The following is a 24,029-nucleotide window of genomic DNA, read 5'->3' as shown; positions in this document are numbered from 1 at the left end:
CGCGCGTCTCGGTAAGCGACGATGCTTCGATTCCGCAAGCTGCGCCTGAAGAACTGGAAGAACTTCGAAAGCGTCGATATCGATCTTCAGGATCGCATGTTCCTGGTAGGCCCCAACGCCTCCGGCAAGTCCAATCTTCTCGACGCCTTCCGCTTCCTCCGCGACTTGGGGTCATCCGGCGGCGGCTTCGTGGAGGCGGTCCGTCGGCGCGAGGGCGTGAGCACAATTCGATGCCTGGCGGCGCGCCGACATTCGGATATCGAGATCGGAGTGGAGCTTCGGGACGAGAAGGACAACTCGTGGACCTACCAGTTGGCCTTCAACCAGGACAACCAGCGCCGACCGGTGGTGCGCACCGAACGCGTATTCCGCAGTGGCGACGTGATCCTCATGCGACCGGATTCGGAAGACCGCCACGATGCCGCGCGCCTGACCCAGACCCATCTCGAACAGGTGAACGTCAATCTGCTGTTCCGTGACCTCACCGCGTTCTTCGCATCCATAAGGTACCTGCATATCGTACCCCAGCTGGTTCGCGAGCCGGACCGCTCCGTGGGACGGTCGAACGATCCGTTCGGCGGGGATTTTCTCGAACAGGTTGCCGGCACGAACGCGAAGACCCGGGACGCTCGCATGAGGAGGATTCGGGACGCCCTCGGCGTCGCCGTGCCGCAACTCGAGAAGATCGAGTTGACGCGTGACGACCGCGGCGTACCTCACCTGCGCGCCAGATACCGGCATTGGCGCCAGCACGGTGCTTGGCAGAGCGAGGGCCAGCTGTCCGATGGCACTCTTCGTCTGATGGGTCTCCTTTGGGCCACGATGGATGGTGGCGGTCCCCTGCTGCTCGAGGAGCCGGAACTCTCACTGCACCCGGAGATCGTGCGGGTGCTGCCTCAAATGCTGGCGCGCGTGCAACGTCGCAGGGGGCGGCAGATCTTCCTCAGCACCCATTCTCCCGATCTTCTCCGCGACACGGGCATCGGCCTCGACGAGACGCTCCTTTTCGCACCGAAGAAAGAGGGTACGGGCGTGAGTTCCGCTACATCCGTGGGCGAGATCAGACAACTGCTCGACGCTGGACTGTCGCTCGCCGAAATCGTGATCCCAAGAACGCGACCGGCGGACGTCACGCAGTTGGCCCTCTTCGCGGATGCCTGAGACGCCTCAGCCCGCGATCATGACCGCCGCCGTTGAAGGTCTCGTGGACGAGGTCGTCGTCCAGAGGCTGATCGAGTACACGGGCGGCACGACGGGGACCGTGTATGGCCGCCAGGGGAAGCCCTATCTTCGGCAGCGAATCGATGGCTACAACCGCGCCGCGCAGTACTCTCCGTGGTGCGTGCTCGTGGATCTGGACGCCGATGCGGATTGTGCGCCCACGCTACGCGACGAGTGGCTGCCCGGCGTGGCGCCACAGCTCTGTTTCCGCGTGGCCGTCCACGCCGTCGAGGCGTGGTTGCTGGCGGATGAAGAACCGCTGGCCCGCTTCTTGAGCGTGCGCCGGACCGGGATTCCGGCGAACCCGGAGCAGCTTTCCGATCCGAAGAGGTTCATGATCGACATGGCGCGACGGTCGCGCCGGCGAGCCGTGCGCGAGGACATGGTGCCCCGGCCGGGCAGTGGCCGGCGCGAGGGACCTGCGTATACCTCGCGGCTGACCGAGTTTGCCGGTACGGGATGGAGGCCGGAAGTTGCCGCGGAACGCAGCGACAGCTTGCGTCGAGCCATTCGATGCCTGCGGCGGCTGGTTGGAGCCAGCCATGCATGATTCGCGGAGGAGACGCACGTGCACGATGTGAGATCGATCAGCGATCTGCTCAGCCAGATCGGCCGCGGGGAAATCCTGCTCCCCGAGTTCCAGCGTGGCTACGTGTGGAAACGCAGCCAAGTTCGGGGGCTGGTGCAGTCTCTCTACCGTAAACATCCGACCGGGCACCTCCTTGTCTGGCGCACATACAAGCCGTCAAAGGTGCGCCTCCTGGAGGCTCGCAATGGCGATGCGGACGGCGATGGTCATTCGTTGCTGTTGCTCGACGGACAGCAGCGCCTCACGACACTCTACGCGCTGTTCACGGGCGATGCCCCTCCGTTTTACGAAGGCGAGAAGCTGTTCTTCGACCTCCATTTCAATGTCCAGACCGAGGAGTTTCGCTTCTGGCAGAAGACCCGAATGCAGAAGAACCCCGCATGGATCAGCGTTCACGATTTTCTGCGCGAGACGCTGCAAGGGCTGCTCCAGCGTCTGCCGGAACTCGAACCGGAGCACCGCGATGTGCTTCAACAGAACCTCGCCCGGTTAGGCCGTCTCGATCAGATCCGTAACTACACCTACACCGTCGACCGGGTCTCGGGTGACGAATTCGGCGTGGACGAGGTGGTTGAGATCTTCAACCGCATCAACAGCAAGGGCACGCCCCTCAAGAAGGCCGATCTCGCGCTGGCGCACGTTTGCAGCATCTGGCCCGAGGCTCGGGAGGAGATGCGCGCCTTCCAAGCCACGATGGCGGAGCGCGGATTCGAGATGGATTTCGACTTCTTCCTGAGGTGTCTCGCCGGAGTGGCGAAGGGTTCGATCCGCCTGGAGGGCACCTTTCTCAAGATTCCGGCCACGGAACTCCAACAGGCCTGGAACCGGATGCGGCCCGCCTTCGAGCACTTGGTGGCCGTCCTTCGCCGTGACGCGTTCATCGGAGACGACGGCGATCTTCCGACCGCCAGCGTGCTCGTGCCGGCCACCGTGTTTCTCGCGCGCGAGGGCGGTCAATTCCCCTCCGATTCCGTTAAGCAGCGTTTCATTCGCTGGATTTACCTGGCGGGTCTCTGGGCGCGCTACTCGGGTGCCACGGAGACCAAGCTTCAACAGGATGTCGCGCTGGTTGCGGGCAGCGACCCAGATCCGACGCACGAACTGGAGGAAGCTATCCTGCGGGAACGCGGCCGCGTCGCGCTGGAGGCGTCCGACCTGGCGGAAGTCCGCATTTCCTCTTCGGCCGCCGCCATGGCCCGTATCACCGCACGCGCCCGGGGCGCGAGGGACTGGTTCGTCGGCCTTCTCATCTACGACAAGGCGCGGGGCACGAGTAACGGATCGGAACGTCATTACGTGTTCTCGCTTCCCGTGCTCAAGAAGGCAGGATTGGACAGCGCGGCGGACAGGAAGATCATCAACGAACTTGCCAACCGAGCCTTTCTCGCCCGCAGGGCGCCAAGAGAGATTCGTGCCTCGCCACCCTCCGAGTACCTGCCGAGAGTCGATGACGATCAGCCGGGGGCGTTAAGGGCGCAATCGATCCCGCTTGACCGCGAACTCTGGAACCCGGAACGCTACCGCGACTTCCTGTCCGTCCGTCGTCAGCTGCTCGCCCGGGCGATCAACGAGTACATCGAAACTTGGCGCCCGGACGATGTGGACGATGAGGATCGTGTCGCCACCGAGGAGTTCGTCCGGCGCATGATGGAGGAAGGAGAGAGCAAGACCGTCGAGTTCAAGTCCAGCCTTCGCTGGGACCGCGTCCGGGAGGCGACGAATCGGGACGTTGAGAAGAGCGTGATCAAGACAGTGGCCGGTTTCCTTAACTCCGAGAGAGGCGGCACACTGCTGATCGGTGTCGACGATACCGGGAGGCCGGTCGGAATCGATGTCGACTACCAGACGCTGAGGAAGGGAGACCGGGACGGGTTCCAGCTTCACCTGCAACAGATCATCGCTCGAGACCTGGGCAGGTTGGTCGCGACGCATCTCACGGTGACGTTCCATGAGATCGACGGGTACGACATCTGCCAGGTCACGACGGAGGCAAGCGATCGCCCCATCTACGCCGAGGACGGCAACAGCGACGTTTTCTACCTTCGGGCGGGTCCCGCGACGCAACCGCTCTCCGTGAAGGAAACCGTGACATACGTCGGACGCCGCTGGGGCGGTGCGGCATGAGACCTGTCTCGGTCCGGCGGTGCTCGCCCTCGGGACGGCGTCCCGGGAGGCGTAGCTCAAAGGTGAGGATGACCAGCCATGGCGCTTAATCCCTGGTACAAGGTGGCGACGCTGCGAAAGGAGGTGCGCGAGGGGCGCTCGTTCAGCCCCGACGAGTTCGCCATCGCGCTGGAGCAGGTGGTGGCCGGGACTGCACCGGCCGATTACCGAGACCCGGCCCAGTTCTTCTCGCGCACCTGTTTCACCCGCGCGCTTCGTGAGCACTCCGGCATGGTGCTGCGGCGGCTCGCCCGAGACACCGCAAATACGGCTCCGGTTCTGACGCTGGTCACACAGTTCGGCGGCGGGAAGACGCATACGCTGACTTCGCTCTATCACATCGCCAATGCCGGATCAAAGGCGTTCGATCTCCCCGGAGTCGGGGACCTGCTCCGGGAGGCGGGGCTTACCCAAATGCGGAGCGCCCGCGTGGGCGTCTTCGTCGGGAACGCGTGGGACCCGGCGGATGGCCGCGAGACGCCGTGGATCGACCTGGCCCGGCAGATCGCGGGTGACGAGGGCGTCGCGGCGCTCGGCACGGCGAGCGCATCCACCGCTCCGGGCACGGAGGCGATCGGTCGCGTGATCGCGCTCGCCGACGCGCCCGTCCTCTTCCTATTCGACGAGGTGCTCAACTTCGTCAACCGACACCGGGGCATGGCGGAGAGCTTCCACGCCTTCATCCAGAACCTCACGGTCGCCGTCACAGGGGCTACCGGAGCGGCGGCGGTCATCAGCCTGCCGCGCAGCCAAGTCGAGATGACCGACTGGGACCAGCAGTGGCAGGAGCGGATCACGAAGGTGGTGCGCCGCGTCGCCAAGGACCTGATCGCCAACGACGAGGCCGAGATCGGCGAGGTCGTGCGCCGGCGCCTGTTCGCGGACTTGGGCAACGAACGCATTCGCAACCGAGTGGCGAAGACCTACGCGGACTGGTGCTTCGAACGCACGGCTCGTCTTCCCGCCGAGTGGCTGGCAGTGGATACGGCGAGCACGGAGACAAAGGCCCGAGAGGCGCTCAAGAACCGCTTCAAGGCGTGCTATCCGTTCCATCCGGCCACGCTGTCCGTCTTCCACCGCAAATGGCGCGCGCTGGCCCAGTTTCAGCAGACGCGCGGCGCGCTGGCCATGCTCGCGCAGTGGGTCTCGTGGGCTGCGCGCCGACAGTTCACCGAGGCGCGGACGGAGGCCCTGATCACGTTGGGGTCGGCGCCGCTGCAAGCGGAGGAGTTCCGCGCCGTGGTGCTTGGACAACTAGGCGAAGCCCGGCTCGATGCGGCCATCGCGGCGGACATCGCCGGCGAGGCCCCGCACGCCCGGGCGCTCGACGCCGACACGCAGGGGGCGCTTCGCGACATCCACCGGCGCGTGGGGTCGGCCATCCTGTTCGAGTCGTCCGGCGGGCAGGTCGACAAGGTCGCTCACCTGCCGGACCTGCGCTTCGCGCTCGGCGAGCCCGATGTCGAGACGACGACGGTCGACAACGCGGCCGCCGCGCTGGAGGCGGCCAGCTTCTTCATCCGCAGCGTGGGTGCCGACGGCTACCGTATCCACCACCAGGCCACGCTCAGAAAGGTCGTCAGCGACCGCCGCGCGTCGCTCGACGAGGAGACCGACGTCCAGCCGGCCGTGCGCAGGCTCGTGGAAACGGAGTTCAAACGAAACGCCGCGCTTCGGCCCGTCATGTTCCCGGAGGACGGCGCGGCGATTCCCGACTCGCCGAGGCTGACGCTCGCCGTGGCCGACCCGGCCGTGGAGTGGACCGGCGGCGGCGACGTGGCCAAGAGGCTCGAGCGCTGGACTACGCACCGCGGCGCATCACCCAGGCTGTATCCGGGGGCGCTCGTGTGGTGCGTGAGGAAGCCAGGCCGGGAACTCCGGGACCGAGTTGAACTCTGGATCGCCTGGAAGCGCGTCCGGCGGGAAGTGGCCGACGGTATCCTGGGCGCGGAGTTCGACCAGTCCGATCGCGCCAGTGTGGCTGCGAAGGTGCGGAACGGGGAGGAGGAGGCGAGGGACGAGGTGTGGGGCGGATACCGCTACGTGCTGCTGGCTGACCGGCGGGCCGAGGACGGACTGCGCGTCATCGATCTCGGCGCGGGGCATTCCAGCCCGAGCGACACGCTCTCCGGTCGCGTGGTCCGCGCTCTGAAGACGGAGGCCCTGCTCAACGAGTCCGTGGGCGCCGGGTATATCGAACGGCACTGGCCACCGGCCTTCCGGGATGGTGGCGCGTGGCCGCTGGCCAGCCTACGCAAGAGTTTCCTCGACGGTTCGCTGACGAGGCTGGTCGACGCGGACGCCGTCCTGCGCGACAAGATCCCGCGTTTCGTGGCGAACGGAGACTTCGGCCTAGCATCGGGACCCAGAGACGACGGCGGCTATGACCGACTGTGGTATCTAGAACTGCTCCCGCCGGAGGAGATTGCCTTTGAAGCCGGTGTCTTTCTCGTCACCAGAGCCAAGGCTGCGGAGTTCACATCTCCGCAGCAGACCTGGGAAGCGCCCAGTACGGAACGGGGTATGTCGTCTGAATCCGACGATCCCGGGACGGACGACGGCGACAAGCCGCCGGGCGAGAAGACCGACACCGCACAAACCGCGACGCTTCGTGTGGCAGGGGATATCCCCCCCGAACTCTGGAACCGTTTCGGAACCCGGGTGTTACCCAAGCTGCGTGCGGGGGAGGATCTCACCGTTCGCATCGACTCATCGGCACTTGTAGATGCAGGATCGTTCGAGAACCTGCGACAAGACCTGCGACAAGTACTCGACGATTTGGGACTCGGCGACCAAGTGGAAATCCAGCGCGAGTAGCCGGAGCCGGCCCGCCGCAGTTTGAAACGCTGACCTCGGCAAGGCCGGGTGTCACATGATTACCGTAGTTGTACATCGGAAGGACCTTACCCTCACCTGAAACTGGAGTTACCCCGAGTTGGTGGACACCTTTGAGCGTTGATCACAAGGAGGTGTTCGATGGGGGACAGCGGACGGCGGTACGCGCGGGAGTAACAAGGCGCGGATGTTGGGACTGGTCCGGGCGGGCCGTAGCGCGGAGCAGCTGGCGCGGGAGTTCGAGCCCTCGGCGACGGCGATCCGGCACTGGGTGGAGCAGGCGGACCGTGACGAGGGCTTGCGCAAGGATGGTCTGACGACGGCCGAACGCAAGGAAGTGCGGGAGCTGAAGCGAGAACTCCGCCGGGTGAAGCTTGAGCGGGACATTCTCGCAAAAGCAACGGCCTGGTTCGCGAGGGAGAGCGGATCGATCCCCCGAGGGGATTCAGGTTCGTGAGCGATCACCAGGCCATGTAATCCGGTGCGCGTGATGTGCCGCCTGCTGGGTCTCTCCCCGAGCGGGTACTATGCGTGGCGGACGCGGGAGCCGTCTCGACGGGCGCGGGAGAACGCGGCGCTCAGTGCGGAGATCGTCGAGATCCACACCATGAGCGGGGGGACGTACGGCGCTCCGCGGGTCCATGCGGAGCTCAAGGCGCGGGGCCGCGAGGCGAGCATGAACCGGGTCGCCCGGCTCATGCGGGCGGCGGAGATCGAGGGCGTGAGCCGGCGCTGGAAGGGCAAGACGACGAAGCGGGACACCGAGGCCCGGCCCGCGCCGGACCTGGTGAGGCGGGACTTCTCGGCCTCCGGGCCCGACGAGCTCTGGGTGGCCGACATCACGTATGTGCCCACTTGGGCGGGCTGGCTGTATCTGGCCGTCGTGCTCGACGTCTGGAGCCGTCGCGTCGTCGGCTGGGCCATGGCGACGCACATGCGGACCGAACTCGTCGAGGCCGCGCTGGCGATGGCCCTCGCGCGCCGTCGTCCCCGGGGGCGCATCGTCCATCACTCCGACAGGGGCTCGCAGTACACTTCTCTCGCCTTCGGGGAGCGCTGCCGCGAGTCGGGCATCGCGCAGTCCATGGGCTCGGCGGGCGACGCGTACGACAACGCCATGTGCGAGAGCTTCTTCGCGACGCTCGAGTGCGAGCTGATCTGGCGGCGCTCGTTCCGTACGGCGTCCGAGGCCCGGCGAGAGGTGTTCGGCTTCATCGAGGGGTTCTACAACACGCGCAGGCTTCACTCGGCCCTCGGCTACGAGTCGCCGGTCAGCTACGAGAGGAACCATGCGGCCTGAGGCGCACGGGAAACATCCAGTCGGAACCTCTCCCGGGCGCCTGAGAGGGACTCCAAGGAACAGCAGCGGAGGCGTTCAACCACAGAAATCAACCGTCCGTGAAAGCGGGACAGCTCCAGTTGGACTCTCGCCAATCAGTTACGGTTTTCTCGCTTTTGCGGCTCGGTCCAGCAAGGTCCAGTAGCACGGCAGAAAATGCAGATCGTGCAGCCCTGTACGTAGTTAGACGACTCCCTGCCGTGATTCTGGCCTCAGGCGATCCGCCGAGGCGGCGCAACCTCGGGCCGCAGAGGGCGAGCGCGTAGGGGTCCTCGATGAGGCGCACGGAATCGCGCTGGTGGAGAGCGCGGATCGCCGCGACGAGTTCGGCCGTCGTGGAAGGCGCCGTGGAAGGCGCCGCGGGTCGCGTGGTCATTCGTTCCCGTCCCTCCGACCGTTCGTGTCCCGGATGGTTGCTCTCCGCTCGATCACTGCGCGCGACGGCGCCCCCGCCCGGCGAGACCGCGCGCCACGGCGACGCCCGAGAGAATGACGATGGCGCCCGCCAGTTGCTGCACCGTGGGCGTCTCGGCCAGCCACATCCACGCCGTCGCCAGCGCGATCACCGGGACGAGGTTCTGGTACACCGCCGTCCGGCTCTGCCCGATCGTGCGCACGCCCCGCGACCACAGCAGATAGGCGATCGCGATCCCGAAGATCCCCGTGTACGCCGTCCCGAACCAGATCCCCACCGGGACCGAACTCCAGTCGACCCGCATCAGGTCCGGAATCCCGGCGATGATGATGAAGGGAAGGGCGGCCCAGATGGTCCACGCCGTCACCTCGAGCGCCCCGCGACGCTTCGTGAGGCGCCGTCCGAACACGGTGAAGGCCGCCCACGAGAGCGCGGCGCCGAGGACGAGCAGGTCTCCGAGGCCGGCCCCGCCGACTTCGTGGGTGCCGCCCGTGATGAGGATCGCCATGCCGGCCAGCGTCGTGACGACTCCGAGCAGGATCGCGAGGCTGAACCGTTCGCGGCCCAGCGCGGAGGCGATCAGGAGCACCCACACGGGACTCGTCGAGAGGAGCAGCGCCGCGTTCCCGGTCAGTGTCAGGTCGATCCCGTAGATGAAGGCGGCCTGAAAAACCACGTGTCCCACCAGACCGAGCCCCAGCACCCGCAGCCACTCGCTCCGCGGAGGGAGGATCGGGCGCCCCGTAGCCCGGAGGAGGACCAGGACCGCCAGCGCCGCGAACGGGAACCGCAGGGCGTTGAACGCCAGCGGATCGAACCAGCGCAGGATGATCTTCACGACGGAGAAGTTGATGCCCCAGATGATCGCCGTGAGCAGGAGCCCCAGATCCACCGTGAGCTGGCCCGCGCGCCGCCGGTCGTGTCGGCTGGCGTTGGGATTCGTCAAAGTGGGTCCGTGGTTGGGGTGACTCCGCTTCTCCGGCCGGCCGACCCGGGCCGGAAGGATGAGTACCTTCCCCCGTCCACGACCGGCAACCCGCGCGACGTGCCTTGTCCGCGCCGACGGGTCGCCCGGACGGATCCAACGAAACGAAGGCGTGTACAGGCCGTTGTGGCCGTGACGGCTGGGGTTGAGAGTCGCGATCCGGACCTCGCGGAGGAAGGTGCTTCTGTGCGGCGTCAGACGGTGGATGTCGATATCCCGGGGAGGAAGAGGCATGAGGTGTCCGGGTCGCACCATGAATGACGAATTTATTCAGCGAGCCATCGACCTGTCCGCGCGACTCGTACGACGTCCGGTCCGGCGGCGTGGACTGCTTCTGGCGTCCGGTTCGTTAGTGGTGTCGGGGCTCGTGGGATGCAGCGTCCTTGGGCTCGGAAACCGGCCGCCGGTGGCGATCGGCGAGATTCGCACGATGAGCCTCGACGGAACGGGCCGGCAGGTCGACCTTTCTCGCTATTTTCGCGATCCTGAGGGCGATTCGCTGACGTACAATGCCCGCGTGGAGCCGAGCCATTCGCTCCGACTGTCCGTATCTGGAAGCACTCTCACGATCCGTTTCGTACGGTTCGGAGAAACGTCCGCGGTGATCGCAACGGCCGCCGACCCTCAAGGGGGCACGGCCGAGCAGAGATTCGCGGTGCAGAGTCCTGCAGGCCCCCAGCTTCTCCCTCCGCCGTTTCCGAGCGTACCCATCCCTGCCACGCAAGTCGTTTTGGGACGGGCCGCGACGATTGACCTCTCGAACCACTTCACCTACGGACAACCGCGATACTTCAGGGCCGAATCGTCAGCCCCGGAGGTCGTCAGGGTGTGGGTGTCACAGACGATCCTGTCACTCGAAGGCAGGGTGCTGGGGACGGCACAGGTCACGGTCACCGTGGATGACTGGGCAACTCAGACGTTCGACGTCGAAGTCGTTCCCGCACCCTCTCCCGACGCTATGCGTCGCCCGTAACCGGCCGGGCGGACCGCTGCGACCCGGCGGCTGCCAGCGCCTCCATCCAGAGGATATCCATGCGCTATCGGAATCCTGGAGTGATCCGGTTGCTAACTCTTCAGCCCACGACGGCGGCGAACGCAGGAGTTCGCTACTTTCCGAACCGTGACAGATGGGCATGGCGGATACCTCACGGAAGTCAGCTTTGGAATCAGTGAACGCCGGAGGTGCCTGATCGTCAACGGGTGGTTTGGAAATGATACTGCCGCGGAGTCGAGAACTGTAGCGCTGGAGCCTTATCGTGTTCCGAGCGATCTGCACACGGTTCATGTCGACCTCGTTCTGAGAGATCGGTCCCCATGATCGAAGGATTCATGAAGCGGGCCATCGATCTGTCCGAGCGCAGCATCGAGGAGGGCGGCGGGCCGTTCGGCGCCGTCGTGGTGAGGGACGGCGAGATCATCGCGGCCGGGACCAACCGCGTCACGCCGGACAACGATCCCACGGCCCACGCCGAAGTCCAGGCGATCCGCAAGGCCTGCGCCCGCCTGAGCACCTTCGATCTCGGCGGCTGCGAGATCTACGCCAGCTGCGAACCGTGTCCGATGTGCCTGGGCGCGATCTACTGGAGTCGCATGCGCCGCGTGTACTACGCCAACACCCGGGAGGACGCGGCGGCCATCCGGTTCAGCGACGAAGACATCTACGACGAATTCTCCAGGCCCCCGAGCGAGCGCAGGATCGTGTCGCTGGTACGGATCCCCTCTGACAAGGCGCGCGCCATCCTGGAGCGATGGAGCGTAAAGCAGGACAGAACACTCTACTAGAGAAGGTTTTGCTCCGGACTCGCCTGCGACCGGCGAGTTGACATTCGACGGTCACCTCCCTAAGAGTGCCCGTACGACAACTCATCGAGACCGGCTGAGGGACAGGCCCTATGACGCCGGGGCAACCTGTGGGAAGTGGCATTCCCGCAAAGGTGCCAACTCCTGCGGTGGACTCGCGTCCACCGTAAAGATGAACCGCCCGCCGCCTTCCAGGTGGCAGCCAGTAGTCGCAAGGGTGTCGAATCTCTGGAGTCCGATGAGGCAAACTCGAGACTCGGAGAGGTCGTCATGGCCAACCGTTCTTCCGCTCGCGTTGCCTCGCATGCTGCGTTCGCCTCGCATGCCGCGCTCGCGCGCATCCAATCCGACCCGACGACGAACGTTCGTGCGGGCGTGGTACGCGCCACCATACCCTTCGATCACCTCGGAGCGCGTTCCGTGTCGATCGCCTACGAGGCGCAGGGGCCGGCCGGCGCACCGGCAACCGTCGTCCTCGGCGGCATCTCCGCGGGCCGTCACCTGGCGCCCACCGCCTCCGATCCTTCCTCTGGCTGGTGGCCCGGCGTGGTGGGCGAGGGCGCGGCGCTCGACCCGGCGCGGCATCTGCTCGTCGGCATCGACTATCTTGGCGGGAACTCGGAGGAGGGCCTGCTCCGGCCCGTGACAAGCCATGACCAGGCGCGCGCCATCGCGGCCGTGCTCGACGAGCTCGGCATCGCCGCCGCCTCGTTCGCGGGCGCCTCATACGGCGGCATGGTCGCCCTGGCCTTCGCCGAACTTTTCCCGACACGGGTGGCGCGGCTCGTCATCCTCTGCGCCGCGCACCGCACGCATCCCATGGCGACTGCCGTCCGCTCGGTTCAACGTTCGGCCGCGGAGCTGGGGGCCGCCACCGGACAGGCGGCCCGGGGCCTCGCGCTGGCCCGCGCCCTCGCGATGACCACCTACCGGAGCGCGCGGGAATTTGAGGAGCGGTTCGAAACGGGCCCGCTCAACGTCGGGGAGCCGGGGCAGTCGCCGTCGTGCTTTCCGGTCGAGCAATACCTGAACGCGCGCGGCGCCGACTTCACCCGGCGCTTCGATACCGAGCGCTTTCTCGCCCTCTCCGAGTCGATCGACCTGCACGCCACCGCACCTGCATCGCTGCCGCCGCCGACCCTTCTGGTGTCGTTCGACACCGATGTTCTGGTCCCGCCCTGGCTCGTCGATGAGCTGGCCGCGCGCAGCGGCAGGTGCCCGAAACACATCACCGCCCCGTCCACCTTCGGGCACGACGCCTTTCTCAAGGAAGTCGACGCCGTAGCGACTCTCCTCGAGGCGGGCAACCCGGAGGTGGTGCGATGAGCAAGCTGAACCGTCCCCGTCCTTCCACGTCCCCCGTCACCCGCGCCGTTAGGGCGGGGCTCGGCGCCGACAAGACCCATCGGGCGGTCATGCCGCCGATCCACCTCTCGACCAACTTCTTCTTCGACGCTCCGGGCGTGTGCGGAACGTACGACTACTCCCGCACGGCCAACCCGACGCGCGATCTCGCGGCCGACACCATCGCCGAACTCGAGGCCGGGTGCGGCGCCGTGGTGACCTCTTCCGGGATGTCGGCGATCGCCGTGGCGACGCGCCTGCTCTCGGCGGGCGATCTGCTCCTGGCGCCCCGCGACTGCTACGGAGGCAGCTACCGTCTCTTCTCCGCCGAGTCGAATCGCGGCACGTATCGCGTCCAATTCATCAATCCGTGGGACCCGGAGTCGCTCGAACTCGCCCGCCAACTCCGGCCCCGGATGATCTGGATCGAGACGCCCAGCAATCCGCACCTGCGCATCACGGACATCGCCGCGTGGGCGGGGGTGGCGCGCGAGACGGGCGCCATCTGCGTGGCCGACAACACCTTTCTCTCACCAGTCAACCAGCGTCCGCTGCAGCTCGGCGCCGACCTCGTCGTGCATTCGACCACGAAGTTCCTGAACGGGCACAGCGACGTCGTAGGCGGCACGGTGGTGGCGGCCGATGAAGAGCTGCTCGAGGAAGTCGCCTGGTGGACCAACGCCATGGGCGTGTCGGGGGCTCCGTTCGACTCGTATCTGACGCTCAGGGGTATGCGGACCCTTCACGCGCGCAGTCGCGTACACGAGGAGAACGCGCTCCGCATCGCGGATCTGCTGGGCCGCAGCGACGTCGTTACCCGAGTCCATCACCCGAGCCTGTTGAATCATCCGGGACACGATATCGCGCGCCGACAGCAGAGCGGCTGGGGCAGCCTCGTGTCGTTCGAGCTGCGCGCAGGACGGCTGGCGGTGGACGCCTTCGTGGACGGCATCGAGCACTTCGCGCTGGCCGAATCGCTAGGCGGGGTGGAGAGCCTGGTCACGCACCCGTGGACGATGACGCACGCGTCGATGGACGAACCCGCGCGCGTGGCGGCGGGGATAGGCGAGGGACTGCTCCGGTTGTCGGTGGGGATAGAGGCTTGTGAGGACCTGGAGGCAGATCTGAAGAGGGCCCTCTCGCGCGCCGAGGCGGCCGCCGGAGCAGCCGGCGGCGTAGCGGTCCGGACATCCGGGGAAGCGCCCGCTGCGGTGGGGGCCTAATGGAATCCGCCCTGAAGCGCTCGGCTCGCGCCGCCCCCCACCGCTTGCCCGGGGACGCTGTTCACGTGCTCAAGTTCGGCTCTTCGGTCCTGGCGGGGCCGCAGGACTACCCCGTCGTAGCCGAGATGATCGGACGCAAGGTCGCCCGCGGACGCGCGGTCGTCGCGGTGGTCTCCGCCATGGGCGATACCACCGATTCGCTCCTGGCGGCGGCCCGCTCGGTGGCCCGGATATTGCCCGACCGTCTGATGGGTGCGCTGCTTGCGACCGGGGAGGAGGCGTCCGTGGCACTGCTGACGCTGGCGCTCGCGGGGCGGGGCGTGCGGGCCGCGGGATTCAACTCGTGGCGCCTGCCCATCCGCACGCAGGGGTCGTTGTCCGATGCTGATCCGGTCGCGGTGGACGCGGCGCAGATCCGCGCGACGCTGGCCAGTCACGACGCGGTCGTGTTTCCCGGTTTCGTCGGAGTGGACGCGACGGGCGTTCCCTCGCTTCTGGGACGCGGCGGATCCGATCTGACGGCGCTCTTTCTCGGTGATGCCCTGGGTGCCGCGCAGGTCCGGCTCATCAAGGACGTGGACGGCATCTTCCCCGTGGATCCACGTCTTGGCCGGAGCCCCGGTCCGCACCCTTGCGATGGCCCGGATGCGGGCCCCGCGGATGCCCGGACCCCCTGTTCACAGCTGACCTGGGCGCAGGCGCGCACCATCGGCGGGGGAGTGGTGCAGTCGAAGGCCATCGACTTCGCGGAGGATCGGAAGCTCGACTTCCAGGTCACGGGGCTGACGGGGAAGGGGACACGAGTAGGACGCCCCGGCCGATGGGAGGCGACGCGATGAGCGGATCGAACGGATCCCCCACCGTACCGGTTGCCGTCCTCGGTGCGACCGGCATCGTCGGCCAACGGTTGGTGCGGATGCTCGACGGGCACGCCCGCTTCCACTTGGCGGAGGTCGTCGGTTCCGAACGGCGCGCAGGGCGGCGCTATGCGGGGGCGACGCCCTGGGCCATCGGCGGCGACCCGCCGCCGGGCGCTGGCGCGCTCCGACTCCTGGCTCCCGGCGAGCCGCTGAGGAGCCCGCTGGTGCTCTCGGCGCTTCCCTCGGCCGTCGCGCAGGAGACCGAGTTGGCCCTCGCCCGCTCCGGGCACGTCGTGTGCACGAACGCTTCGGCCCATCGGATGCGAGCCGATACGCCGCTGATCATCCCGGAAGTCAACGCCGAAGCGATCAGCGGAATTGCGGCGCAGCCGTGGTCGCGGGCCGGCGGAGCGCTCGTCGCCAACCCGAACTGCGTGGTCGTGGGGCTGGCGATGGCGCTCGCCCCGATTCAGGGGGCGTTCGGCATCGAATCGGCGACCGTGGTCACCCTGCAGGCGCTCTCGGGGGCGGGGCTCGGCGGCCTCAACGCGGTGGAAGTCGCGGGGAACGTCATCCCGGGCATCCGCGGGGAGGAGGAGAAGATCGGTCCCGAGCTCAACAAGATCCTCGAGGCCGACATCGAAGTGTCTGTGGCGGTCAATCGTGTGCCGGTGCTCGATGGCCACACCGCGCATGTCTTCTGCAAGCTGCGAACGCCGGCCACCCCGCTGGACGCAGCCCGGGTGCTGCGCGACTTCCGGTCTCGCCTCGACCTGGCTTCGCTGCCGACCCTTCCGGCGCGGCCGCTCGCAGTCCGAACCGAGCCCGACCGCCCCCAACCCCGCCTGGACGCGAACGCCGAGGAGGGCATGGCCGTCACCGTAGGGCGGATCCGGGCGGCTTCCCCGCCGCACGACCTCGCACTGGTGGTGGGCGTTCACAACGGGATACGGGGCGCGGCCGGGGCGTGCCTCGCCAACGCGGAACTGTGCCTGGCCCACCGACCTCCGAGGTCGGCCCCGCAGGTGCCGGCGACGACCGTTGACCGGAGGGCCTGCGTTCCCTAGGGTGCCGCCGGCGAAACGGCCGCTCTCGGGCCGGTCGGTGCGCCGCGGCGTGAAACGGAAGGGGGCCATGGCAAACCAGATCGATGCCGGACGATCTCGGGGCCACTTGCGCCTGCTGACCGGAGTCCTGGTCGCCCTCTCGCTCCTCACCGTCACCGCCGCCGAGGGTTCGCATACCCACGGCGGCGCGGCCGACTCCCCGGCGGCGTGTTCCGTATGCGATTTGTCGCACAAGGCGGGACCCGTGGTTTCCTCGGCGACGCTGAGCGTCACGGGGCTCACGATCGAGTGGGTTCCCGCGCTTGCCGTACGCCGGCTGATTGTCCGGCCCGTCCATCTCTCTCCTCACCGTAGCCGCGCTCCTCCGCTTCCCATCTCTCTGTAGCGAAAAGCCCCTCCGCCGATCCGGAGATCGGCGGGAGACTTGTCGACCGTTGCGCCGCTGACGGCGCAGCAAACGCGAGAGATGGAAATCCATGCAGACCGCCGAATCGCAGGCGGGGCAACCGCCCCTCCTCGAGGCCCGCGGGCTCAGCAAGCGCTATGGCGCGACGCAGGCCCTCGATGCCCTCGACCTGGCCATCGAGCCGGGAGAGGTCTACTGCCTCCTCGGCCCCAACGGGGCGGGGAAGACCACGACGATCAACCTTTTTCTCGGCTTCGTGTCGCCGTCGGGAGGCCAGGCCCTGGTTTCCGGACTCGACGTAGCCACCCACGACCGCGAAACGAAGCGCCGGCTCGCCTACATCCCCGAGCAGGTGATGCTGTACCGCAACCTCAGCGGGCTCGAAAACCTCGAGTACTTCGCCGCTCTGGGCGGGAAGGGATCGCTGGGGCGCGAGCAGCTCGCGGACATCCTCGTCGAAGCCGGCCTCGAGCTCGACGCGGTCGACCGCCGCGTGTCCGAATACTCCAAGGGCATGCGGCAGAAGGTCGGGATCGCGATCGCAATGGCCAAGGAGGCTGACGCCCTCCTGCTCGATGAGCCGACGTCCGGTCTCGACCCCAAGGCCTCCAACGAGTTTTCGGCCCTGATCGAGCGGCTCAGAAATCGAGGCGTCGCGGTGCTCATGGCGACGCACGATCTGTTTCGCGCCAAGGAGACCGGGACGCGCGTGGGCATCATGCGCTACGGAAGCCTGGTCACGGAGATGAGCACGGACGAGATCGGCCACGCGGATCTGGAACGCGTCTACCTGGAACACATGCACGATTAGGAGAAGTCGATGACCAGCCACGGTATCCGCCACATCGTCCGCAAGGAATTCACCGACCTGCTCCGGGACGGCCGCTTCCGGTGGTGCTCCGTCCTGGTGGGCGCGCTGCTGCTCGTCTCCCTGGGCCACGGGTGGGTCCAGGCGCGGGAGGCGCAGCGGGAGCACGCGGCCGCCCAGGCGACGGCCCGCGAGCACTGGGAGACGCAGGGCGAGAAGAATCCCCATTCCGCGGCCCACTACGGCATCTATGCGTTCAAGCCCCGCCTGGCGCTGTCCTTCGTGGACGAGGGCGTAGACCCATACACCGGGACGTCGGTGTGGCTCGAGGCGCACCGGCAGAACGATTTCCTGTTGCGCCCGGCGCAGGACGCGACGGCGGCCCAGCGCATCGGGGCCCTCACGGCGGCGCAGGTGCTTCAGCACCTCGTACCTCTGCTCATCATCCTGCTGACTTTCGGCGCGCTCGCCGGCGAGCGGGAACGGGGCACGCTTCGGCAACTGCTCGCGACCGGGGTCGGGCGGCGCGACCTCGCGCTCGGAAAGGCGCTGGGCATCGCGGGTGCGCTGGCGCTGCTGCTCGTGCCGGCGGCGGCGGTGGGGGCGGCGGCCCTCGTCGTCGGGAGTCCGGGTCCGGCGGCATCCCCGGTGGCCCGGGCCGCGGTCCTGGCCGCCGTCTACCTGGTCTATTTCGCCGCCTTCGTGGCGCTCTCCCTGGCCGTCTCCGCCTGGGCCCGCTCGACGCGCACCGCGCTGGTGATCCTGTTGGGCGTGTGGGTCGTGAACGGTCTCGTGGCGCCGCGTGTGGCGGTGGACCTGTCGAAACAGCTGCACCCTACGCCTTCCGCCCTGGAGTTCGCTCGCACGGTGGAACGGGAGATGGCCTCCGGCACGGAGGACATCGCGCGTCCGAACAACGAGGCGCTGACCGAGGGCCTGCTGAAGGAGTACGGCGTGGAGCGGGTCGAAGACCTGCCGATCAACCAGTCCGGCGTCCTTCTCCAGGCGAGCGAGGAGTTCGGCAACCGGATCTTCGACCGCAACTACGGTGCGCTCTGGGACACGTTCGAGCGCCAAGGGGCCGTCCACGAGATAGCCGCGGTCGCGGCTCCGCTGCTCGCCGTGCGCGCGCTCTCCATGGGACTGGCCGGAACCGATGTCGAGCAGCACCGGCACTTCGCGAGCGCCGCGGAGACGTACCGCCGGGACCTGATGCGGCGCATGAACGGCGACCTCACGGAGAACTCCCGCAGCGGCGATTTCACCTACCAGGCCGGATCCGAGCTCTGGGAGGAGACCCCGCCGCTGCGGTATGACGCCCCAACCCTGGCCTGGGTGCTGGGGAACCGGATCCTGTCGCTCGTCGTCCTCGGGGGATGGCTCGCGGGAACGATCCTGATCGCCGCGTCGCGCGTACGACGCGCGGAGGTGGCGTAGGATGACCGCGCGCACAGTAATCCGGAACGAGTGGCGCCTGCTCGTGGCGGACCGGCCGCTCCGGATCGCGCTCGGGCTCTTCGCGCTCCTGCTGGTCTACGCGCTGGCCAACGGCGTGGTCTGGACACGCTTTCAGGAGCGCACCGTGGAGGCCGCGCAGGCCGGCAACGTCGAGCGGGCGCAAGGCCTCGCGCGGGAACTGGCTGATATCGAGAACGGTGCGGAACCGGCTTCGCGCTTCTCGGACCCGCGGCTCCCGAACGTGCTGGGCGGGGCGCGGGGCCACCACACCGCGGTGCTCACGCCGGGCCCCCTCACGGCCTTGACGGTCGGACAGAGCGACCTGCTGCCGTACTACTACGACGTCAACATCTACACGAACGAGTCGTCGTTCCAGCAGAACGGAGAGGTCGAGAGTCCCCTCAACCTGATGGTCGGACGCTTCGACCTGGCCTTCGTGGTCGTGTACCTGCTGCCGTTGCTCGTGCTGGCCCTGAGCTTCAACGTTCTTTCGGAGGAGCGCGAGCAGGGGACGCTGGCTCTGACCCTCTCGCAGCCCGTGTCGGCGCGGGGCGTCGTGGCGGCGAAGCTCGCGTTCCGCGCCCTCCTCGTCGTGGGCATGGTCCTGGCCGTCTCGCTGGCCGGGATCCTCGTCGCGGGGGGCTTCGCCGCTCCCGGCCGTGTCCTCCTCTGGTGCGCCGCGGTCGTCGCGTACGCGCTCTTCTGGTTCGTGCTCGCGGCGTGGGTGAACAGCCTGCGGCGATCCTCCGCTTGGAACGCCACGGTACTGGTGGGCGCGTGGCTGGTTCTCGTGGTGGTGCTACCGGCCGCGATCAACATCGCGGCGGGGCTGCTGCACCCGTTGCCGTCGCGTGTGCAGATGGTCACCGCTCAGCGCGACGCCTCGAACGAGGCCGTGAACCAGCGGAGCGAACTCCTGGCCCGATACCTGGAGGACCATCCCGAAATGGCCGAGGGCGTGGTGGCCGACGAGCCCGGCCTGGGCGCGCTCGCGTGGGCCGCCACCGATGCCGTCAACCGCCGCCTGGAGGAGGTGACGGCGGAACACGATGCGCGCCGCGCGGAGCAGATCGGCCTGGTCCGCCGCTACCGCTTCCTGTCGCCCGCGCTCCTGGCTCAGGAAGTGCTCATCGACGCGGCGGGGACGGGAGACGCGCGCTTCGCCGCCTTCCAGTCGCAGGTACGCGCCTTCGCCGAGCGATGGCGGGAGTTCTTCGTGCCCGCGATCCTCGCCAGCGAGCAGATGGACGCCAGCGTCTTGTCCCGCGTGCCGCAGTTCCGTCTCGCCGATGAGGCATCGGGGGACGTCGCCCGCCGCGCCGGGGTTCCGCTCGCGGTCCTGGGTGGACTCCTCGTCCTCGTGGGTGCGGGCGCGGGGGTCGGACTCGGCCGGGTTCGAGGTGCCCACTAGATGGGTCTTCGCAACGCGCTGCTCGTCGCCCGCCGGCAGGTGGGTGCGGTCCGCGAGGACCGGTACGTCGTCTTCCTGCTGGGACTCGTCATCGCCCTCGGCGTGGTCGCGGTCCTCGGAGCCCGGCATCACGCCGCGAGCGAGGCGGAACAGCGCGAGCGCTACCAGGCGATGGTGGAGCGCCAGTGGGTGGAGCAGCCGGGCCGTCATCCGCACCGGGTCATCCACTACGGGTTCCTCGTCTTTCGGGAGGAGGCGCCGCTGGCGTTCTTCGACCCGGGAGTCGGCGCCTGGGCGGGGACTTCACTCTTCCTCGAGGGGCACCGGCAGAACACGGCCAACTTCGGCGAGGCCCGGCACGCCACCGGGATGCTGCGCTTCGGCCGCCTCACGCCGGCGACCGTCCTCTCCCTCCTCCTCCCGCTGTTCGTGGTCGTCGTGGGCTTCGCCTCGGTGAGCGCCGAGCGGGAGCGGGGCACGCTTCGACTCCTCCTCGCCCAAGGGGCGACGCCAGCCCAGATCCTCGTGGGCAAGGTGCTGGGCACGGGCGTGGTGGCGGCCCTCGCCGCCCTACCCGTCGGTCTCGCTACCGTGGCGATCGCCGGGTCCGGGGCCGTCGGTCCAGTCTCCGCCGGGCGCGTGGCCGGATTGGCGGCCATCTACGCGGCCTACCTGGCGGGCTGGGTGCTGGTGACCGTCCTCGCCTCCTCCTTCCGCGCTTCCTCGCGGAGCGCCCTGGCACTGTTGATCGCGGTATGGGTCTCCCTCTGCGTCGCCGCGCCCCGCCTCGGAGCCTCCGTAGCGGGGGCGCTGCACCCGCTGCCCTCCCGCGCCGAGTTCACCCACCAGGTGGAACTGGCGCTGAACGAGGTGGGAGACAGCCACAACGCGCAGGATCCCTTCTTCCGCTCCCTGCGGGACGAGTACCTGGCGCGCTACGACGTGGCGTCGGTCGAGGAGCTCCCGATCAACTGGGGCGGCGTGGTGAGCCGGGAAGGGGAAGCCATCAGCAGCCGGATCCAGGAGGAGCACCAGCGGGACCTGGTCGAAGGCCAGCGCCGTCAGGACCAGGTCCTTTCCTGGACGGGACTCATCTCCCCCTACCTGGCCGCGCGGGACCTCTCCATGGCGGTCTCCGGGACCGGTCCCGAGGCGGTGGAGGCGTTCCGGGCCCAGGCGGAAGCCCACCGGTACGGCATCATACAGCGCCTCAACGATCTCCACATCAACGAGATCCGCTATGAGAACGACCGGGCGCAGCGCCTCTCGCGCGAGCACTGGACCGCGTTCCCCACATTCGAAACGCGGCCGCCCGCGCTCGGCGGGGCGCTGGCCGCCCGCTCCCTCTCACTGTCCGCACTCGCGCTGTGGATTCTCCTTCCGCTCCTGGGGCTCGGCCTGGCGCGGGGACGGCTGGCGCGCGTGGGGGTGGAGCGGTCGGGGTCGTGAAGGCCTGGTACCGCCTGCTCAGGCTGGACACGCTCCGGCTGACGCGCTCCACGGGCGTCGCCGTCGCGGTCGTCCTCTTCCTCTCCATCGGGATCTACGCGGCATGGCGCGGCGGACGGAACATCGAGGCGGCGGCATCGACCGGGGCCACCGCGGAGACCGCCTACCAGGACCAGTTGGATTACCTCCTCTCCAGCTACCCCCCCACGACGGAAGCGGGGGAGGTGCTCTACTATCTGGCCTTTCCGGCGCCGCAGCCGCCCCTGCCCCTGGCCGCGCTCGCGCGGGGTCGAACGGAGGTTGAGGCGGCGAGTCTGCGCATCCGGCTCCTGGCGCTCGAGGGACAACTCTACGAGAACGAGACGGTGAACCCTCGCCTCGCCGCGGCCGGAGATCTCGACCTCGCCTTCCTGCTAATCGGGCTCCTCCCCCTTTTCATCATTGCCCTCACCCACGACCTCGTCTCGAGCGAGCGGGAGGGGGGCACCTGGAATCTCGTCCGCCTGTTCGCCCGCCGTCGCCGGCTCCTCGCTCCGAAGCTCACGGCGCGGGCCATACTCATCGGCGCCGTGGTCGCGGTGCCGGTCGCGGTTGCGGCATCGCTGGCGGGATTCCGTCTGGATGGCCGCGCCGCCTGGGCGGTCGCGCTCGTCGCCCTGCACACCCTGTTCTGGTTCGCGCTCAGTCTGGGCGTGGCGTCCGGGCGCCGGTCCTCCACCGCCAACGCCATGATCCTGGTGGGGACGTGGGTGGCGCTCACCCTCCTGGCCCCCGCGGCGCTCAGTCTCGCGAACGCGATCCTCCACCCGGTCCCGGAGGCGCTGGAACTCACCGTGCGCCAGCGCCAGGGGTATCACGAAGCCTGGGACCTGCCCAAGGCCGAGACGATGGAGGCCTTCTACGAGGACTACCCGGAGTGGAGCGACCGGATCGTCCCCGAGGACGTGTTCACGTGGGCCTGGTACTACGCCATGAACCACCGGGGTGACCGGGCCGCGCGCGATGCCTCGCGCGCCTACCGGGACGTGCTGCGGGAGCGTGAGGATTGGGCGCGAGGGTGGTCCCTCCTTGTGCCCCCTCTCGCGGCCCAACTCGCGCTCGACCGGCTCGCGGCCACCGATCTGGGCGCGCAACTCGCGTACCAGGACGCTGTCCGCCGACACCATGAGCGGCTGAAAGCCCACTTCTACCCGATCATTTTTCGCCGCAGCGCCGATCGACGCGGTCGAGTGGGATCGGGTGCCCGCCTTCGAGCCGGCCACGCGGGAAGAAAGCCCGACGCGTGCCGGTGTCCCGGCGACGGCCGCCCTCCTCCTGGCCTCGATCCTCGCCCTCGCGGTCGGCGCGCGGACCTCCGGCCCGCGCGCCGACTGACTCCCGGTGGCCGCTAGGGCGCGGCGTTCTCCAGCGCTTCGAGCAGGACGCCCGCAAGGTTCGGAAGGTGGTCGCGCATCCGTGACTCGTCGGAGTTGATCTGAATCGAGACGGCCACGCCGCGCGCCGGGTAGTAGGCGAGGAGCGAGTTGTATCCCGGCCAGAAGCCCCCGTGGCCGTACGTCAAGCCGTGTTCGCTCTCGGCGACGGACACCGCGAGGCCGTATCCCAGGTGCGGTCGCGTGCTGTCCCTTGGAAAGCCGACCTCGAGCAACTGGGGAAGGTCGTCTCCCTCGATCGCCTCGCCCTCGTACAAGAGCTTCGCCCAGCGCACCATCGCCTGCGGATTGTTCACGAGGCCGCCCCCCGTCCACTCCTGGAGGGGATGGAGGATGAGGGCGCCGTCCACCACGACCTCGAGCGGCGTGCCGTAGAGTTCTGAACTCCGGTGCGCGTAGCCCTGCGCGAGGCCGGGCAGGTCGCGCCGGTCCGCCGCGAGCGTCAAATCGAGTCCGAGCGGGTCGAGGAAGAACTCGTCGAGCAGATCGTAGTAGGCGCGGCCCGTCGCATCCTCGATCGCGAGGCCCGCCAGCGTGTAGTGCACGTCGCTGTAGTGGTATCCCCCGCCGGCCGGAAAGAGCGGCTCCGCGTCGAGCACCGTCTCCGCGATGAACTCTTCGGGGGTCATGTAGGCGTCGGGATCGCTGAACACTTCGCCGAGTTGCACGGCGAAATCCGGGTCCTCGAAGTACGGCTGGATCATGCCGGCCGTGTGGTTGAGGAGGTTGCGCACCGTCAGGTCCGCGTGATTGGGGACCCGGGAGAACCACTCCTCGTCGCCGAGCCAGGTCGACACCGGCGCGTCGAGATCCAGCTCTCCGTTCATCTCAAGCTGGAGGGCAACCGCGGCGACGTAGGTCTTCCCGATGCTGCCCGAGCCCATGCGCATGTCCGGCGTCATCGGAGTCTCGTCGTCCACGTCCGACAGGCCGGTGGCGAAGCCGAACACGCGCCCGTCCGGGAGGATGAACGCGGCCGTCGCCCCGGGAAAATTCTCGTCGGTCTCCTGCGCCTGCGCCCAGGCGGCGTCAAGCTCGGCCTGAAAGCTCTCCACCAGCATCGCGGTCGCCTCCGGAGACAGCGAGGGCTCCGTGCCAACCGCGGCATCCGGAGTCGAATCCGGCGCCGGCCCGCAGGCCAGCACGAAGCAGACGCCCACGACGGCCAGACGCGGATCGAAGAGTCGGGCAACGTTCATCATGGAAGGACCTCCCGTGTCGAG

Annotated in this window: 18 protein-coding genes, 1 pseudogene and 1 riboswitch; of the genes and pseudogenes, 17 read left to right on the top strand and 2 right to left on the bottom strand. The window is 68.1% G+C overall.

Annotated features, from left to right (window positions below):
- Nucleotides 1-21: 21 nt before the first annotated feature.
- The 5 genes and pseudogenes from ACOOGH_RS08340 to ACOOGH_RS08320 all read left to right on the top strand — a co-directional run bounded on the left by ACOOGH_RS08340 (nucleotide 22) and on the right by ACOOGH_RS08320 (nucleotide 8,108).
- Entirely contained in the window at nucleotides 22-1,161 is a 1,140-nt protein-coding gene (locus ACOOGH_RS08340) for an AAA family ATPase (RefSeq protein WP_420448480.1), read from the top strand.
- Complete coding sequence (locus ACOOGH_RS08335; RefSeq protein ID WP_420448479.1) at nucleotides 1,154-1,771, top strand: hypothetical protein; 618 nt, start codon at nucleotides 1,154-1,156, stop codon at nucleotides 1,769-1,771. The genes ACOOGH_RS08340 and ACOOGH_RS08335 overlap by 8 nt, the downstream gene beginning before the upstream one ends.
- An 18-nt stretch (nucleotides 1,772-1,789) precedes the next feature.
- Complete coding sequence (locus ACOOGH_RS08330; protein ID WP_420448478.1) at nucleotides 1,790-3,934, top strand: GmrSD restriction endonuclease domain-containing protein; 2,145 nt, start codon at nucleotides 1,790-1,792, stop codon at nucleotides 3,932-3,934.
- A 78-nt stretch (nucleotides 3,935-4,012) separates the two neighbouring features.
- Nucleotides 4,013-6,790 carry a DUF499 domain-containing protein gene (locus tag ACOOGH_RS08325; RefSeq protein WP_420448477.1) on the top strand — a complete coding sequence of 926 codons (2,778 nt, stop codon included), beginning with the start codon at nucleotides 4,013-4,015 and terminating at the stop codon, nucleotides 6,788-6,790.
- A gap of 205 nt (nucleotides 6,791-6,995) precedes the next feature.
- Nucleotides 6,996-8,108 (top strand): annotated as a pseudogene (locus ACOOGH_RS08320) (IS3 family transposase).
- Between the two features lie 467 nt (nucleotides 8,109-8,575).
- Here ACOOGH_RS08320 and ACOOGH_RS08315 read toward each other — a convergent pair.
- Nucleotides 8,576-9,781, bottom strand: a complete 1,206-nt coding sequence (locus ACOOGH_RS08315) for a DMT family transporter (RefSeq protein ID WP_420448476.1) — start codon at nucleotides 9,779-9,781, stop codon at nucleotides 8,576-8,578.
- Between the two features lie 19 nt (nucleotides 9,782-9,800).
- On the opposite strand from ACOOGH_RS08315, the gene ACOOGH_RS08310 reads away from it, so the two are divergent.
- From ACOOGH_RS08310 to ACOOGH_RS08255, 12 genes are all read left to right on the top strand, one after another.
- The gene (locus tag ACOOGH_RS08310) at nucleotides 9,801-10,520 is read left to right on the top strand and encodes a hypothetical protein (RefSeq protein WP_420448475.1); all 720 of its coding nucleotides are present in this window, start codon (nucleotides 9,801-9,803) and stop codon (nucleotides 10,518-10,520) included.
- 341 nt (nucleotides 10,521-10,861) lie between these two features.
- Complete coding sequence (locus tag ACOOGH_RS08305) at nucleotides 10,862-11,329, top strand: nucleoside deaminase (RefSeq protein WP_420448474.1); 468 nt, start codon at nucleotides 10,862-10,864, stop codon at nucleotides 11,327-11,329.
- Nucleotides 11,330-11,407: 78 nt separating this feature from the next.
- Nucleotides 11,408-11,526, top strand: a riboswitch (SAM riboswitch).
- Between the two features lie 91 nt (nucleotides 11,527-11,617).
- The gene (gene metX, locus ACOOGH_RS08300; RefSeq protein WP_420448473.1) at nucleotides 11,618-12,673 is read left to right on the top strand and encodes a homoserine O-succinyltransferase MetX; all 1,056 of its coding nucleotides are present in this window, start codon (nucleotides 11,618-11,620) and stop codon (nucleotides 12,671-12,673) included.
- Entirely contained in the window at nucleotides 12,670-13,914 is a 1,245-nt protein-coding gene (gene metB, locus ACOOGH_RS08295) for a cystathionine gamma-synthase (protein WP_420448472.1), read from the top strand. The genes metX and metB overlap by 4 nt, the downstream gene beginning before the upstream one ends.
- Entirely contained in the window at nucleotides 13,914-14,753 is an 840-nt protein-coding gene (locus ACOOGH_RS08290; RefSeq protein ID WP_420448471.1) for a hypothetical protein, read from the top strand. Before metB ends, ACOOGH_RS08290 begins: the two co-directional genes overlap by 1 nt.
- On the top strand, nucleotides 14,750-15,841 hold the full coding sequence (gene asd, locus ACOOGH_RS08285) for an aspartate-semialdehyde dehydrogenase (protein ID WP_420448470.1): 1,092 nt from the start codon (nucleotides 14,750-14,752) through the stop codon (nucleotides 15,839-15,841). Before ACOOGH_RS08290 ends, asd begins: the two co-directional genes overlap by 4 nt.
- A 67-nt stretch (nucleotides 15,842-15,908) precedes the next feature.
- Entirely contained in the window at nucleotides 15,909-16,226 is a 318-nt protein-coding gene (locus tag ACOOGH_RS08280; RefSeq protein ID WP_420448469.1) for a DUF2946 family protein, read from the top strand.
- 91 nt (nucleotides 16,227-16,317) lie between these two features.
- Entirely contained in the window at nucleotides 16,318-17,058 is a 741-nt protein-coding gene (locus ACOOGH_RS08275; protein ID WP_420448468.1) for an ABC transporter ATP-binding protein, read from the top strand.
- A gap of 9 nt (nucleotides 17,059-17,067) precedes the next feature.
- Nucleotides 17,068-18,492, top strand: a complete 1,425-nt coding sequence (locus ACOOGH_RS08270; RefSeq protein WP_420448467.1) for an ABC transporter permease subunit — start codon at nucleotides 17,068-17,070, stop codon at nucleotides 18,490-18,492.
- A gap of 1 nt (nucleotide 18,493) precedes the next feature.
- Nucleotides 18,494-19,924, top strand: coding sequence for a DUF3526 domain-containing protein (locus tag ACOOGH_RS08265; protein ID WP_420448466.1), 1,431 nt, complete (start codon nucleotides 18,494-18,496; stop codon nucleotides 19,922-19,924).
- Nucleotides 19,925-21,373: a DUF3526 domain-containing protein gene (locus tag ACOOGH_RS08260; protein WP_420448465.1), complete on the top strand. Its 1,449-nt coding sequence runs from the start codon at nucleotides 19,925-19,927 to the stop codon at nucleotides 21,371-21,373. It begins immediately after the preceding gene.
- A complete protein-coding gene (locus tag ACOOGH_RS08255) occupies nucleotides 21,370-22,764 on the top strand; it encodes a DUF3526 domain-containing protein (RefSeq protein WP_420448464.1) in 1,395 nt (464 codons plus the stop codon). Before ACOOGH_RS08260 ends, ACOOGH_RS08255 begins: the two co-directional genes overlap by 4 nt.
- Here the strand turns inward: ACOOGH_RS08255 and ACOOGH_RS08250 are convergent.
- Nucleotides 22,761-24,008, bottom strand: a complete 1,248-nt coding sequence (locus ACOOGH_RS08250; RefSeq protein WP_420448463.1) for a serine hydrolase domain-containing protein — start codon at nucleotides 24,006-24,008, stop codon at nucleotides 22,761-22,763. The genes ACOOGH_RS08255 and ACOOGH_RS08250 overlap by 4 nt on opposite strands.
- Between the last annotated feature and the right edge of the window lie 21 nt (nucleotides 24,009-24,029).

Source organism: Candidatus Palauibacter sp., assembly GCF_965213655.1.
Classification (GTDB): Bacteria; Gemmatimonadota; Gemmatimonadetes; order Palauibacterales; family Palauibacteraceae; genus Palauibacter.
This window is presented reverse-complemented; position numbering and strand designations above follow the sequence as displayed.